Genomic DNA, 15,365 nt, shown 5'->3' on the forward strand with positions numbered 1-15,365 from the left:
CCGCGCGACGGGAGCCCCCCATATCACTACGCGTGGCCCGCCAGCCTGCGCAGCTTCGCGGCATCGAGCACGGCGATGAAGCGTGGTCCCTTGCGGCGAATCATGCCTTGCGCTTCGAGCACCTGCAGCGCGCGGCTGACGGATTCGACCGACAGTCCCACGTAGTCGGCAATATCATGCCGGGCCATCGGTAACGTCAGTTCTCCGACGATTCGCCCAGGCGGCGCGTAGGCGTGTTCGATCCATAGCAGGAAACTGGCGAGACGCGCCGGTGCATCATTCTTGCTGACTGTGATCGCGTGATGCTGCGAGCGCCGCAGTTCATGACACAGCTTGCAGAGCAGACCGATATCAAGGCTGGGATCGCGCTCGAGAATAGCCTCGAGGGCATCGACTGGAATCCGGAACGCCGTCACCGGCGTCAACGACTGCGCGGTGGCGACGTAAGCACCATTTTCGCTGAGCCCCATCAGGTCGCGCGGAAACAGGAATGCGGTGATCCGCTTCTCGCCGTTCGCCAGCAATTGATAGGTTTCCGCCACGCCGCTCACAACGTTGTACACGAAACGCGCCTCTCCGCCTTCCGGATAGAGCACGGTGTGCCGCCGGACACTCACGAGCTGCGACACGGCGATCAGCGCATCCTGTTCGGATTTCGACAACAGTTCCACCTCGGTGCCGTCGCCGTCCTTGCGAAATGGCGCGGCATAAATCGACGGCCGGAAGCGCGGCGTCTCGGATAGCTCTTCTTTCATAGCGAATTTTTTGCAGACAACCGTGTACCCGACTCATCATGTTGGCCTTGTTGGCCTTGTTGGCGCGCTCCCACGCCGGCAGGCTCACCCGCCTCGATCGCCGCCTGGTCACGCGTGATCGACGTGCCCGCCGTCCCGGCAACCAGTTGCCCGATATCGGCTAACGCGCCGATCACGGCACGGCGTCCGGTGCGCCTCGCAAACTCGCAGGCGGCTTCCACCTTCGGCCCCATCGACCCGGCGGCAAAACCCATCGATTCGAGTGCCTCGGGACTGGCGCGGCGTATCGGCCTCGCAGCCGGCGTGCCCCAGTCGAGATAAACGCCGCTCACGTCGGTTGCGATCACGAACAGATCGGCCTCGATTTCGCGCGCCAGCAAGGCGGCGCTGCGGTCCTTGTCGACTACCGTTTCGACGCCGCGATAACCGCCGCCCGGCTCGACGACGACGGGAATGCCGCCGCCGCCCGCGCAAATCACGATCACGTTTTCCGCGAGCAACGTACGCACCGGCTGGATCTCGAGAAAACGCAACGGCTTCGGACTGGGCACGACGCGCCGCCACCCGGCGCCATCCGGTGCGACCGTCCAGCCGGTCTCGCGGGCAGCCGTCGCCGCGGCGCTTTGCGTGAGTATCGAGCCGATCGGCTTGTCCGGGTGGTCGAAGGCCGGATCGGTCGCGTCCACTTCCACCATGGTCAGCAATGTCGCACAAGCGCGCTCCGCGGGCAGCCGGTTACGCAACTCCAGTTCGATCATATAGCCGATCATCCCTTCGGTTTCCGCGTCCAGGACATCGAGCGGAAAGCGCGCGGCACGCGGCGTATTCTCGCTTTGCACTGCCAGCAGGCCCACCTGCGGGCCGTTGCCATGCACGATCACGAGGTCGTTCGAGCCGGCCAGCGCCGCCAGTTGTGCCGCCGCGGTTTGTACGTTGCGCTGCTGCGCGTCGGCACTGACCGCTTCACCGCGTTTGAGCAATGCGTTCCCGCCGAGAGCAACGACGATGCGCATGAGTCTCCCCTTTATCCGGTCAACGTGGCGACCAGGATCGCCTTGATGGTATGCAGCCGGTTTTCGGCCTGATCGAAGACGATCGACGCCTCGGATTCGAACACTTCGTCCGTTACCTCGACGCCGTTGGTCAGTCCGTACTGCTCCGCGATCTGCTTGCCGACCTCGGTATGCGCATCATGAAACGCCGGCAGGCAGTGCATGAATTTCACACGAGGATTGCCAGTCGCGGCCAGCAGCGCCGCATTGACCTGGTACGGCAACAGCTCGTTGATCCGCTCGCCCCATTTCTCGAACGGCTCGCCCATCGACACCCATACATCCGTATAGATGAAATCCGCGCCCTTCACCGCTTCGCCGGGTTTTTCGGTGAGCGTGAGACGTGCGCCGGTGGTGGCCGCGATGGCGCGGCACTGTTCGATCAGTTCGTCGCGCGGCCACAGACGGCGCGGCGCGCACAAGCGCACATCCATGCCGAGCTTCGTGCCCACGACCATCAGCGAATTGCCGGTGTTGTTGTGTGCGTCGCCGATATAGCAATAACTGATCTGATGCAAAGGCTTGTCGCTGTGTTCGTGCATCGTCAGCACGTCGGCCAGCATCTGCGTCGGATGGAATTCGTCGGTCAGACCGTTGTAGACCGGCACGCCTGCATACTTCGCGAGTTCCCCGACGATCTCCTGCCCGTATCCCCGGTATTCGATCGCGTCGTACATGCGGCCCAGCACGCGGGCCGTATCCTTCATGGATTCCTTATGTCCGATCTGCGAACCTGTCGGATCGATATAGGTGACGTGGGCGCCCTGATCGTGCGCGGCGACTTCAAATGCGCAACGGGTGCGCGTCGACGTCTTTTCGAAAATCAGCGCGATATTCTTGCCGTTCAGGCGAGGCGTTTCCGTGCCGGCATATTTCGCCCGTTTCAGATCTCTCGACAGATCGAGCAGGTAGCGGATCTGGCGCGGTGTGTATTCGATCAGCGTGAGGTAGCTGCGGTTATGTACGTTGAACATGATGATTTCCGTTGGTCGGTCTTTTCGGGGGCGCGTCAGACAGGTATGGCATCCCGCTCGATCGGGCAGCTCAGACAGTGGGTGCCACCCCTGCCTCGTCCAAGTTCGCCACCGGGAATCTCGATGACTTCGACCCCGGCCTGGCGCATCTTCCGGTTGGTGTAGGTATTGCGGTCATAGGCGAGCACCACCCGGCGATCGAGCACCAGCACGTTGTTGCCGTCGTCCCATTGCTCGCGTTCGGTTTCATAGGTATCGCCCCCGGTGGTCAATACCCGCAGCGAACCCACACCCAATGCCTTCGCCACGACGGCAAGGAATTTCTCTTCGTGACGTTCGTAGCGGATTTCGCCGAGCTCGTCTCCCGGATAGAGGCTGGTGCACCGGATGGCATCGGCGACGTCCGGATAAATGCTGACAAAGTCGACGTCGATAAACGAGAACACGGTGTCGAGATGCATGGACGAGCGCGCTTTCGGCAACTGGCAGGCGATCACTCTTTTGGCGCCGTTACCGGCAAACAGGGCGCGCGCAACCTGCGTGACCGCCTGCGGACTCGAACGCTCCCCCATCCCGATCAGCACGACGCCGCCACCAATCGGCATCACGTCGCCGCCTTCGAGCGTCTCGACGCCATAGCTCTGGTCGGCGCCGCCCCACCATGTCTTGACCTTGCCGGCAAAGCGCGGGTGAAAGGCATACACGGCGGCGAGGAGCAAGGTTTCTTTCCGGCGCGCGGGCCAGAACATTGGATGCAGCGTGACGCCGCCATACACCCACGCGCTCGGATCACGCTGGAATATCAGATTGACGAGCGGCTGGATCACAAAGTCCGAGCGCTCGAGATAGCCACCGAACAGCCCGCGGGCGTCGAATGGCAGTTCGGCCTTCGCCACGCCGCCGATCAGCACGTCAGCCAGTTGCTGCGCGGGCATTTCTTCGAGCCACAGCCGCAATTCGCGCAGCATCCCCGTCCCGACTTCTTCCTCGACGATGCGCCGGTCCAGAATCCAGTCGCGTGCGGCCGGGTTCAGACACGTCTCAGCTAGCAGATGATGGAATTCCAGCACCTCGACGTCCCGTTCGCGCAGCACACTGGTGAATACCTTGTGATCCTCGATTGCCCTGTCGACCCAGATCACATCGTCGAACAGCAACGCTTCGCGGTTCGCGGGCGTCAAGCGCCGGTGCGCGAGGCCGGGACTGCAAACCATGACCGTGCGCAACCGGCCGGCCTCCGAATGAACGCCTGAAATCATCACTACCTCTTGAAAGTGGATTACTCGATTACGACGTAGGTATAAAGCCGCGTGCTTCCATCGCTTTCCGTGTTGCGATAGATGCCCTGAATCTCGTTTTCGAAGCCGGGAAAGCGGTTGCCGCCGTCCTCGAACATCCGGAAGTAGTCGAGCATCGGCGACGCCTTTTCGTCGTACCGTTCGCCCGGCACGATCACACCGATGCCGGGCGGATAGACCAGTGCGAGCGTAGCCGCGATCCGGCCGCCGATCTGCCCGATCGGTAATAGCTCGACGTTATTGCGCACGAGTTCGTGCATGGCGTCCCGCGGCAGCATGGCAGCCCGCGGGAAATGCGCCACGCGAAACTGCTCCCGCTGCAAACGGCTGACGTCATGCTCGCGATAGAAGCCGTGCATCTGCGCGCAGAGGTCACGCAGCCGGACACCCGCGTAACGCCTGCGATGTGCTGCGACAAAGGATGGGATGACGTCGTCGAGCAGCGCGTTGTCATCGTGCAGTTGCTTGAAACGCACCAGCGCGGAAAGCAGCGTGCCCGCTTTCGACGATTCCAGCCCGGGCGTCAATAGAAACAGAATGCTGTTCAGATCGTTCTTCTCGGGCACGATCCGCACTTCCCGCAGAAATTCGGCGAGCACCGCCGCCGGAATGCCGTGCTCCGCGTATTCGCCTGTGCTGCGATCAAAACCGGGCGTGAGCAGCGTCAGCTTGTTCGGGTCGGTCATCGCATAACCCGCCGCAAGCGAGCCGAAACCGTGCCATTTCTGCCCTGGGAGCAGTTCCCAGCAATCCGCGCTCGCGGCCAGCCGGTCGGTCGGCACATCTTCCCAGCGCTCGGTCCGGTTCTCGACCTGGATCACGTCCGGCACGAACGGATCGAAGAACCATTGCCGCGCCGGATCGGTTTCCGTGGTTTCGTACTCGCGGCGCAGCGCGCGAATCTTCTTGCGCATCTCGATGCCGAGCCGAATGGTGTCGTCCCACAGCACTTCACCGGAACGGCCCCGCATCATCTGCGCACCAACGTCGAGCGATGCGAACAGCGGGTAGAACGGCGAAGTCGACGCGTGCTGCATGAACATTTCATTGAAGCGCCGGTGGCTCACCTGTCTGCGCTGCCCATCCAGATGCGCATCCTTGACGTGAATCTGCGATGCCTGCGAAAAACCCGCCAGCTGCTTGTGCGTCGATTGCGTGGCGATAATGCCGGGTGCGGACGCATCCAGTCCTTCGAGACCCATCGCGAAGTGACCTTTGAATAGCGGGTGGAACTTCATGAATCCGGCCCACGCTTCGTCGAACAGGATGTATTCGCACAACGGTCCGATCTTCTCGATAAGCATTTGCGCGTCGTAGATCGTGCCGTCGTAGGTGCATTGTTCGATAACCGCGACACGGAACGGCCGTTCGCGCTGCCAGGCGTGCGAATCCTCGATCAACGGGTTATGCCGGATGCTGTCGCGAATGCTCCCTTCGTCGAGCGCGTCGAAATCGATCGGCCCGATCATCCCGTATGCGTTGCGCGTGGTGGGGAGGTAGATGGGAATACCGCCGCCCAGCAGCAGCGCGCCGTGATGGGCGGCCTTGTGGTTATTGCGGTCGAACAGCACGAGGTCGCCCGGCGCCACCAGGGCGGTCAACGCGATCTTGTTTGACGTCGACGTGCCGTTGAGTACGAAATAGGTCCGCTCCGCGCCGAAGATGCGCGCGGCGGCCTTTTGCGCCGCCAGTGCCGGGCCTTCATGCACGAGCAGATCGCCGAGCTCGACAACCGAGTTATCCAGGTCGTTGCGGAATACCGCTTCGCCCAGATGCTTGACGAACGCGCGGCCAATCGGGCTCTTCTGATAAAACACACCGCCGTTGTGGCCCGGACAGGTCCACATCTGGTTGGCCTGCTCCGCGTAGTCCACCATCGCGCCGAAGAAAGGCGTCTTGAGCGAATCGGCATAGCTGTGCAAATGACTCACCAGATTGCGCGCAACGAATTCCGGCGTGTCTTCTTCGATGAAGATGTAGCCCGTCACCTGACCGAGCACCGCCACCGGAATTTCCTCCAGCAGATGGCGCTCCACCAGAATGAAGACCGGCACATCCAGGCCGCGCTCGCGCACGAACCGGACAAACGACTCGACGTCGCTTTCCGGTTCGGTCAGCGACCATTCGACAACGATGCATCCCACCGACGCGTCGCTGCGGATCGCGGAAGAGGCCTCGGCGGGTTCGGTGGTGATCGTCGTGCCGTAGCCGAGGCGGCCGAGTTCGTCGACGACGCGCTGCAGCCGCGAAGACGGCAGTGTCGGCGGCAGCGGCATTGCACAACAAAACAGGAAACCAAACATCTGGTCGTATAGCATAGTGATTCCTGACGAAAATACCGGAATGGAACAGGGTTCGGCGCTCGCGCCGAACGGTTCAGCTCAGCTTGACCGTGCCGCGGACGAACAGCACCAGCGCGGCAATCGCGACCGCGGCCAGAATCACGGCGACGACGGTTTCCCGGCGAGTAAAAACCGGCTCGGTGGGTGCGTGCTCGCGCCGGGCCCACCAGAACACGGGGAATCCGATCGCAAAGAGAATGGTCGACATCAGAATGAACTGCGGGCCGGCCGCGTAAAGCAGCCAGACCGCATAGACCGTCCCCAGCACGCCAGTCCAGATCGACTCGCGAACGGTTTCGCCCGAGCTCGCCTCGTACTTTGATTGCGACGCATAGCGCCACAGGAACGCCGTACTGGCGAGGTAAGGCGGCAGGATCATGACGCCGGTGATCGAGATCAGCCAGTTCCATGCGTCATGAGCAAAGAGCACGACGAACACCGCGAGCTGCATCGTTGCGCTGGAGATCCACAGCGACGGCGCGGCGGCGTGGTGGCGGTTTTCGCGCGCCAGAAACCTGGGAAATACGCCATCCTTCGCGCCTTCGTACGGCAACTCGGCGACCAGAATCGTCCATGCAAGCCAGCAGCTCAGCAGCGACAACATCAGCGCCACCGAAATGAAGACCGCGCCCCAATCGCCGACCGCCGCTTTCAGCACATAAGCGGCCGACGGCGAAGCGAGCCCCGCGAGCTGCGCCTGGTGCATCACGCCGAAAGGCAACGCGGACAACAGGAAGTACAGCACCGTGCAGACGAGCAGACCGAGAAAGGTTGCGACACCCACTTGCGATGTCCTGCTCGCGCGGTCCGAAACGACGACCGCACCCTCGATACCGATGAAAACCCATAGCGTGACGAGCATCGTGCTCTTGACCTGGCCGAGCAGGCTGCCCAGATGTTGCTGCTGCCCCCAGAAGTCGTACGAGAACATGCCGCCTTTGATCGCCACCGCCATCGCGCAGAGGGCAACCGCAATGGTGCCGATATTCAGCACGCTCGAAATCACGTTCAGGATCGCGGCCCGCTTCACGCCGGACAGCACGACGAAATTCATCACCCAGATCAGCAGCGACGCACCGACGATCGACGGCCAGTTATTGCCGCTCTTGAAGATCGGGAAAAAATAGCCAACGGTCTGCATGAACAGCACTGCGAACGCGACGTTGCCGAACGCGGCCGACAGCCAGTATCCCCATGCCATTTCGAAACCGGCCAGCGAACCGAAGCCTTCCTTCGCATACGAGTAGATGCCGGCCTTCAGGTCCGGCCGTTTGTCGGCCAGCGTGCGAAACGTATTCGACAGAAAGAACATGCCGATCAGCGTGATGACCCACGCGATGACGACTGCGGCAAGCCCCGCGCCTTGCGCCATGTTCTGCGGCAGGTTGAATGCGCCCCCGCCGATCATCGAAGCAATGACGACCCCCGTGAGCAGCGGCAGGCCCAACTTCCGGCTGCTGGCCTGCGAAGCGCCAGAAGGCTGCGCTTGAGCACCGCTCATAACGCCGTGCGGCTGATCCATTGTTTCTCTCCTGTTGCCGGGCGGGTGCGCGACCGCGCGACACGGTGAATTTCTGATTGGAATGGTGACTGCCGGCCTTGAAGCCCCGCACCTGACCGGTTATCGCAATTGAGAATAGAAGACTTCGACTCGACCCGATTGATCTGCATCAAGCCGCGTGCGGACCGCCCGCAATCCGATGCGTCTCCACCGACACCGACCAATTGACGTCGATAGCGTTTGTGGAAAGCGTCATGAATCCCGGCGAGCTGTAATGGGATGGTCACCCCCACCTCACGTTTTCATCAGGCTGCCCGTGTCGCGGAGGCTGACACCGTAGCGACTACAACACGAAAACGTTTGCGCGGTTGAGGGTTCAGAGCGTGCCGGACCTCCAAGGCGAATCTGGTATAGCTCAGATCGCTTGAAAGTGGCCAGTTAGCCTTAAGAATTCCTTGAATCTGGTCGATATTGCCTGTGATGAGCGGCGCGACAAAGCGCGCTACGGATGAAAACAGGCACTATCAGAAGATAAAATGATCGGTCAGGATTGCAAGGTATGCGCAGCGAATAAACGCGCGCGGCACGTGGGTATGCGGTGGCGTCTGCAAGTTCTTTTCGCAACCGTGCTGCTCGCCTTGCAGGGCATTCTGGGCAGCACGGTCGCATTCGCGCTTTCGACGGGTTGTACCCAGGTGAACGCATTGAGTACGACGTCCACCCATTCGACATTTCCCGCAGCGGATTTTGACGCCGGCGATACGCTGACCGTGAGTTTCTACAACGACGGCCTGGATACCAGTGGCTTCGAACCGACTTCAGACCACGTACTTGTCGAGACCGCGGCGTACTCCCCGTACCTCGTGTTTTACGCTTCGGATCACACGACGGCCGGCAGCCAGTCGGTCACGGTTCCCGCGGGCAACCTTTCGTCGAGCGGTTTGAACCTGTTCGTTTCGACTACGAACGGCAATATCGGCAACGTTGTTTACTCGTGTACGAATACCGCGGCGGCGGCACCTGTCGCCGGCAATGCGACCGCGACGGTGGCCGCAAACAGTTCGTCTAACGCGATCACCCTGAATATCACCGGCGGCACAGCGACCTCGGTTGCCGTCGCTTCGGCCGCGTCGCACGGCACGGCGACGGCAAGCGGTACGTCGATCACTTACACCCCCGCCTCGGGATATTCGGGCACCGACAGCTTCACCTACACCGCAACGAACTCCACTGGTACTTCATCGGCCGCGACCGTGACGATTACGGTCACAGCGCCCACACTGGCGTTCTCGCCCGCGGCAGGCGCGTTGCCCGCCGGCACCGTTGGCACCGCGTACAGCCGGACCATCACGGTATCGAACGGTCTGGCGCCCTATACCATGTCGCTCAGCACGACGGGCAACGCAGCCGGTTCGGTAACGACCAACTCGGCGACGGTCGCCTGGACGCCGACATCGGCGGGCACCTACAACATCACGGTGAATGCGACGGACGCAGACGGCGTGACGGGTACAGCCGCGTACACGATCACCGTCACCGAACCGGCACCGGTGGCGGGCGCGGTATCGGCGACAGTCGCGGCGAACAGCAGCGCGAACGCGATCACGCTCAACCTGTCGGGCGGCACGGCCACGTCGGTGGCGGTGGCTTCGGCGGCGTCGCACGGGACCGCGACGGCGTCCGGCACGTCGATCACCTATACGCCGATTTCCGGCTACTCGGGCAGCGACTCGTTCACGTACACGGCAACCAACGGTACGGGCACCTCCGCGGCCGCGACCGTGACGATCACGGTAAGCTCGCCGACTCTCGTGTTCACGCCTTCGGCCGGCGCGCTGGCGAGCGGCGCTGTCAATGCCGCGTACAGTCAGTCCGTGGCGGTCACGGGCGGAACCTCGCCCTATACGTATGCGGCGACAGGCCTGCCGGCAGGCCTGTCGATCTCCTCGTCCAGCGGGACGATTTCCGGCACGCCGACGGCTTCGGGGAATTTCACCGTCGCCGTGACCGCGACGGATGCGAACCACGTCACCGGAGCCGTGAACTACACGCTTTACGTTGCGCCGCTGACACCGGTTGCTTCGAACGTGAGCGCGACCGTCGCCGAAAACAGCACGAACAACGCGATCACGCTGAACGTCGCGGGCGGCGCGGCGACGTCGGTTGCGATCGTTTCGGCCGCCCGGCATGGCGTCGCGGCGGTGTCGGGCACGTCGATTACCTATACGCCGAGTACCGGCTACACCGGCGCGGACAGTTTTACGTACAGCGCGACAAACGCGTCGGGGAGTTCGAGCGCGACGGTCAACATCACGGTATCCGGCAGCGTACCGGTCGCCGAGGATCACACCGCCGCGCTCTATGCGGGTCAGACGGTTTCGGTGAACCTGAGCGAGGGCGCGACCGGCGGCCCGTTTTCCGGCTCCTCGCTCGTGAGCGAGCCGGCTGCGTCCCAGGGGACCGCGAAAATCAGTACCAACGGCAGCGGCTATACGCTGACTTTCACCGCTGCCACGCAGGCGAGCGGCGCAGTGCTGATCCGCTATACGCTGACCAATAGCTGGGGCACGTCCACGCCCGCCACGGTGACGCTGCAGGTCACGACGCGCCCGGATCCGAGCAAGGACGCCGAGGTGATTGGCCTGCTCAACGCGCAGGCGCAGAGCGCCGAGCAATTCGCCAATGCACAGATCGGCAATTTCAATGAGCGCCTCGAGCAGTTGCACAGCGAGCGCACCCGTCACGACAGCCTTTTCGACGTCCATGTCGGATTGCCGCAGACACGTGCCGCCCAGTCTGGCACGCAGGCATCCGCGATGCCGTCCGGCATCTCGACAGGCGATTCGACCGCCGCGCACGAGGCCACCCAGCAGGCCAGAACAGCCAATGACGGACCAACGCAGCCGCAGTGGCTCGCAAGCGGTGATCTCGCCGTCTGGACCGGCGGCTTCGTGAATTTCGGCACTTCGGATCAGGATGCCATTCACCTTAGCCACACGCTCGTCGGACTGAGCGCGGGCGCCGACTACCGTTTCCTGCCGTCGTTCGTTGCGGGTTTTGGGGTTGGCTATGGGCGCGACGTCAGCGACGTTGGAAGCTCCGGGACGCAAAGCAAGGGCGAGGCTTTCAGCGCGGCTTTCTACGGAAGCTTCCATCCGGGCCCTGTCTATGTGGACGGCCTGCTGGGCTACAGCCACCTCAACTTCGACAGCCGGCGTTACGTGACCGAAACCGGCGCGTTCGCCAACGGCAGCCGTGCGGGGGATCAGGTCTTTGGCGCGCTGACTTCGGGCTATGAACTGCGCTCGGGCGCCGCGCTGGTCGCACCGTATGCGCGCGTGCAATTCTCGTCGACGCTGCTCCGGCATTACGCGGAAACTGATGCGGGGGCGTTCAACCTCGCGTATGCCGATCAGCGCCTCAACAATGTTTCCGGCGTGGCCGGTCTTCGAGGCGAGTACGGCATTCCCACGTCATGGGCGGCGATCAGATTGCGCGGCCGGATCGAATACAGCCACGCCCTGACCGGAACGAGCACCGCGCGGCTGGGCTACGCGGATACGGACGACAACTCTTACGCCGTCACCGTGCTCGGACTGAGTGAGAACCAGTTGACGACTGCCGTGGGAGTCGACCTCCAGTTGCCGTCAGGATTGACCACGGGGCTGACGTATCAGGGAACGTTCGGCATGAGCGATCACACCCGCAATCACGAATTTCTGGTTCGGGTATCGCTGCGGTTTTGAGCTCCAGGAAGCTTCGGTTTTCTTATCTCTCGACACGATCGCTCTGCCGGCGTATCGCGTGATTCATGTGCACGGTGAGCGTTGCTGGATATCGAACCAAAAGGAGAGGTCTCTTTAAGCAAGGACCTGGCCATCTCACACGGTAAGGCGGCAGCGAAGAAGAACCGCAACCTGTTTCGCTCTCGCCTAGTCGACTGGGCCGCGCCCTTCGGCCCGTTTAACCAGCCGACTTCTCTCGCCGCAATCAGGTCATCGTGATATACATATCTAGCACCAAATCCGAAGAACTTGTCATCGTCCTCTGACCGATTGACTGTTAATAGGCCGCCGCCCAGCCATCACGACGGGGGTCCGATGCTGCAACTCGGGCCCCGTTGTCCAGCACCCGTATACACGCGACGCTGCATGGTCCTTCCAGATACGGCACTTCGACCAGCTGATGGCCACGACGCGCCAATTCAGCACGTGCCTCTTCGGGGAAAGTACCCTCGACCGTAAGGGCATGGTCGCCTCCATGTGGCCAGTTGGCCGCCTGGCCTTTCTGAGAACTGCTCCAGCGTGGCGCTTCGACGAGACTCTGCGGGTCCATGTCAAAATCAATGAGGCCTACTGCAACCTGCAAATTGGTCTGTACCTGGTCATCGGCGCCAGGCGTGCCAAACACTGCCCATACCTGCCCATCCTTCAACACCATCGGGGCATTCATGGTGTGCCGGACACGTTTGCCCTCAACCAGGTTGTTCGGATGCGCGGAATCGAGATGCCAGCAACTCATCCGGTTATTCAACAGGATCCCCGTACGCTCGAGTGTCACGCCAGACCCGAACGAACTATTGAGGCTCTGGATGGCGGACACAGCGTTACCCCAGCAATCGACGATACAGAAGTACGTAGTATTCCCGTCGCCAGCCGACGGCCGAACAGGAAGCGTCGCGCTTTTATTCGCGTCGATTTTCTCAGCAAGACCTTGCAGACGCCGAGGGTCGAACATGACGTCCAGAGGAACAGGCTGCTGCCTTGGGTCGCCGCCGAACTGCTCCCGCTCCACGAAGGCGAGCTTTTTGGCTTCGATCAGCGTGTGCGCCACATCCGCCGACAGGAAAGCGCTATTGGATGGCATTCTCGCTTCCACAAGCTTGAGGGCCTGCAGCAGCACAAAGCCTGTCGAATTGGGTGGCGTTTGTCGAACCTCATAGCCGCGGTAGTTCACGGCGATGGGTCTTTGTACCTCCGCCTCGAATCGTGCCAACTCGCCGCTTGTTATGCCGACACCGGCATCACACATGTCCGCGAAAATCCGCTCGGCCAGTGCGCCACGATAGTAGGACTCCGCGCCATCTTCGGCCAGCATCTCCAGCGACACGGCTAGTTGCGGCTGAACGATAAACTCGCCAATGGCAGGCGCTTCACCCAGACGCAGGAAGAGTTCAGCTGATAGCGGACAAAAGCGGATATCGCTCGCGTATTTTGAAGCAAACCGCTGATAAACATGAGTGACGCCGAATCCTTCTTTCGCCGCTTCGATGGCGGGAGCAGCCAACTCCGCCCACGGCATGGTGCCGTGTTGCGCATGCATCAGCCCCAACGCACCAACTGCCCCGGGCACGGAGACGCTGTCTCGCCCTCGAAGAGCAAGCGAAGTGATGCCGCCAGTTACGAGACCTGCCGGGGCGAACCCCGAACCGTTATAGACCACGCCGTCGGAGTCGCCGGCGAGAAAACAATGGTAAAAACCGTCGCCGCCCAACCCGGACATATGTGGTTCGACGACGCCTATCGTGAGAGATACCGCCACCGCCGCGTCAATGGCGGTCCCGCCAGCCCGCAGGACATCGAGCCCTGCCTGCGTTGCCACTGGGTGATTACTGGCCACCGCCCCAGACTTGCCGATACGCATCGGCCGATGTGCTCGTCCAACGTTCATTTCCGGGTCACCACTATCTTTGTGTCGCAATACATCTCCGATGCCGGCGCATCATGCCGTTTTTTGGCGTTGACTCTCCGGGACCGCCGGGACCCGGACATTTACGCTCGTGAGCCGCTCATCGATGGCGCCAGCGCGGCAGACCACGGAGAACGAACGTCACTGATACCTACGGCGCGCCCAGGCTCCCGGCCGTCGATAATGCTGGGTCTTGCAAAGTTGATTGGCAGCACATCGTGGTCGACCTTTTCCGTGGCTCCGAGTGCCGACAACGTCTCCACCACGGCAGCAGGCAAGCGTCTGTCCACGCTAACGAGGTCCGGCCCGGATACATCGATCCTCGGCCAGTGCCCCGCCTGTTCTACGTCCATTCCGAGGTCGTGAACAAAGAGAAGGAGTTGAGCCACGGAAGCCATGATTCTTCGACCGCCGGCCGCGCCACCGACGATGATTGGCTTGCCGTCCCTCGCCACGATTGCGGGACACATGTTGGTCAGCGGTCGCTTCCTGGGGCCGACTGAATTTGCGTTGCCCGGACGCGGGTCAAACCAAAGCACGCCGTTGTTCATCACGAAGCCGGTGGTCGGCAGGGTTACGCGACTCCCCATCGACGACAGAAGCGTACTCGTCATCGAGACCATGTTTCCGCTCGCGTCCGTAACGCTGATATGAGTCGTGCAACCCAGGCCTTTGGGTTCGTCGTCGCCAGCGGAATCCAAACGTTTCGCGTACGCCGCCTTCATTGCGTTGGCGAGCCCCTTGTACCACTCACCCGATGGGGCCCCTCGCTCGTCGGGCAATCCCCCGGCTTTCAATCTCCCGAATACATCAGCCAGGGTAGGACCGGCAGTCAAACCACTCGAGAGCTGGATTTGGCTACCTTTCCAGTCAACGCTCAAACAAGGGCGTACCTCGGGCTCGTAACTGGCCATCTCCGCGCCTGAGATGACACCGCCAAGCGACTCGATGTCTCCAGCGATGTCCGCGGCAAGCCCTCCGCTGTAAAAGTCCCGCCAGCCTTCCCGAGCAATGCGTTCGAGCGTAGCCTGCAGATTGCCCAGCTTCATGAACCCGGGAACACCCTGATATGGAGGAACGGGTGGCAACCCGTCCCGCAAAAATATCGCAGAACTCGTATCGTATTTCCGGAGCAGAGGTGTAGCCTGCGCGAGCATCAGGGTGGTGAACCAGTCGAGTGCGAGGCCTCGCTTCGCAAGCTCGATTGCCGGTTGCATCACGTCCTTCAACTGCATGGTGCCGAAGCGCTCCAGCATGATTCCGTAGCCCGCGACTGCCGTGGGCAAACAGAACGACAGCGGCCCGTGAGCGTTGGCATCGTTCTCGACTTGCGGCCACGGAAAGATGTCATTCCCCGGCCTCCCTGTAAGACGGAACAGTTCCGGCGAGACCGCCATTGGCGCGACTGGGCCAAAGTGCACCGATGACGCACGAAGTTCGCCAACGGGGTGAACAAGGGCAAATCCGATTCCACCCAGCCCCGAATTCCATGGCTCGACGACAGCCAGAGCGAAGGCTGTTGCAACTGCCGCATCGACCGCATTGCCGCCTGCCTCCAGAATTGCGACTCCAGCCGCCGAGGCATCATAGGCCTGACTTGCCACGATGCCTCTCGACGAGACGACAGACGGCTTGTGCACCGAACTGTAGTTGACCGGGAAGCTTGATGGCACGAATGAAGTCATGATGCTGGTCTCCCGCTTGCTGACAGGGTTCCGGTAGCGCTCGCCGGCGTAGGCTTAACAGGCAACAGGA

Annotated in this window: 9 protein-coding genes; 1 reads left to right on the plus strand and 8 read right to left on the minus strand. The window is 61.9% G+C overall.

The features are described from left to right. Nucleotides 1-26: 26 nt before the first annotated feature. Genes QM685_RS04975 through QM685_RS05000 form a run of 6 tightly spaced genes read right to left on the minus strand, consistent with a single transcriptional unit; the run spans nt 27 to nt 7,943 of the window. Nucleotides 27-755 carry a Crp/Fnr family transcriptional regulator gene (locus tag QM685_RS04975; RefSeq protein ID WP_415113337.1) on the minus strand — a complete coding sequence of 243 codons (729 nt, stop codon included), beginning with the start codon at nt 753-755 and terminating at the stop codon, nt 27-29. Next, nucleotides 752-1,768 carry a carbamate kinase gene (gene arcC / locus QM685_RS04980; protein WP_415113339.1) on the minus strand — a complete coding sequence of 339 codons (1,017 nt, stop codon included), beginning with the start codon at nt 1,766-1,768 and terminating at the stop codon, nt 752-754. The genes QM685_RS04975 and arcC overlap by 4 nt, the downstream gene beginning before the upstream one ends. An 11-nt stretch (nt 1,769-1,779) precedes the next feature. Further along, complete coding sequence (locus tag QM685_RS04985; protein ID WP_415113982.1) at nt 1,780-2,784, minus strand: ornithine carbamoyltransferase; 1,005 nt, start codon at nt 2,782-2,784, stop codon at nt 1,780-1,782. 32 nt (nt 2,785-2,816) lie between these two features. Then, on the minus strand, nt 2,817-4,040 hold the full coding sequence (locus tag QM685_RS04990; protein WP_415113341.1) for an arginine deiminase: 1,224 nt from the start codon (nt 4,038-4,040) through the stop codon (nt 2,817-2,819). 20 nt (nt 4,041-4,060) lie between these two features. Beyond that, nucleotides 4,061-6,397 carry an ornithine decarboxylase gene (gene speC, locus QM685_RS04995; protein WP_415113343.1) on the minus strand — a complete coding sequence of 779 codons (2,337 nt, stop codon included), beginning with the start codon at nt 6,395-6,397 and terminating at the stop codon, nt 4,061-4,063. 58 nt (nt 6,398-6,455) lie between these two features. After that, nucleotides 6,456-7,943 (minus strand): basic amino acid/polyamine antiporter, encoded by a 1,488-nt coding sequence (locus QM685_RS05000; RefSeq protein ID WP_415113346.1) that lies wholly within the window; start codon nt 7,941-7,943, stop codon nt 6,456-6,458. Nucleotides 7,944-8,515: 572 nt separating this feature from the next. Between QM685_RS05000 and QM685_RS05005 the strand changes: the two genes are divergently transcribed. Further along, nucleotides 8,516-11,668 (plus strand): autotransporter domain-containing protein, encoded by a 3,153-nt coding sequence (locus QM685_RS05005; protein WP_415113348.1) that lies wholly within the window; start codon nt 8,516-8,518, stop codon nt 11,666-11,668. A 316-nt stretch (nt 11,669-11,984) separates the two neighbouring features. Here the strand turns inward: QM685_RS05005 and ggt are convergent, their stop codons facing one another. Beyond that, nucleotides 11,985-13,565, minus strand: a complete 1,581-nt coding sequence (gene ggt / locus QM685_RS05010; RefSeq protein WP_415113350.1) for a gamma-glutamyltransferase — start codon at nt 13,563-13,565, stop codon at nt 11,985-11,987. A 128-nt stretch (nt 13,566-13,693) separates the two neighbouring features. Further along, nucleotides 13,694-15,295 carry a gamma-glutamyltransferase gene (locus tag QM685_RS05015; protein ID WP_415113352.1) on the minus strand — a complete coding sequence of 534 codons (1,602 nt, stop codon included), beginning with the start codon at nt 15,293-15,295 and terminating at the stop codon, nt 13,694-13,696. Nucleotides 15,296-15,365 lie beyond the last annotated feature (70 nt).

It is taken from the genome of Paraburkholderia sp., from assembly GCF_047605525.1.
Classification (GTDB): domain Bacteria; phylum Pseudomonadota; class Gammaproteobacteria; order Burkholderiales; family Burkholderiaceae; genus Paraburkholderia.

Bases quoted from the DNA above. Each gene is read 5' to 3' on its own strand.
- QM685_RS04990 (WP_415113341.1), bottom strand. From the start codon at position 4,040: ATGATTTCAGGCGTTCATTCGGAGGCCGGCCGGTTGCGCACGGTCATG.
- QM685_RS04975 (WP_415113337.1), bottom strand. From the start codon at position 755: ATGAAAGAAGAGCTATCCGAGACGCCGCGCTTCCGGCCGTCGATTTAT.
- speC (WP_415113343.1), bottom strand. From the start codon at position 6,397: ATGCTATACGACCAGATGTTTGGTTTCCTGTTTTGTTGTGCAATGCCG.
- ggt (WP_415113350.1), bottom strand. From the start codon at position 13,565: ATGCGTATCGGCAAGTCTGGGGCGGTGGCCAGTAATCACCCAGTGGCA.
- QM685_RS05000 (WP_415113346.1), bottom strand. From the start codon at position 7,943: ATGGATCAGCCGCACGGCGTTATGAGCGGTGCTCAAGCGCAGCCTTCT.
- arcC (WP_415113339.1), bottom strand. From the start codon at position 1,768: ATGCGCATCGTCGTTGCTCTCGGCGGGAACGCATTGCTCAAACGCGGT.
- QM685_RS05005 (WP_415113348.1), top strand. From the start codon at position 8,516: ATGCGGTGGCGTCTGCAAGTTCTTTTCGCAACCGTGCTGCTCGCCTTG.
- QM685_RS05015 (WP_415113352.1), bottom strand. From the start codon at position 15,295: ATGACTTCATTCGTGCCATCAAGCTTCCCGGTCAACTACAGTTCGGTG.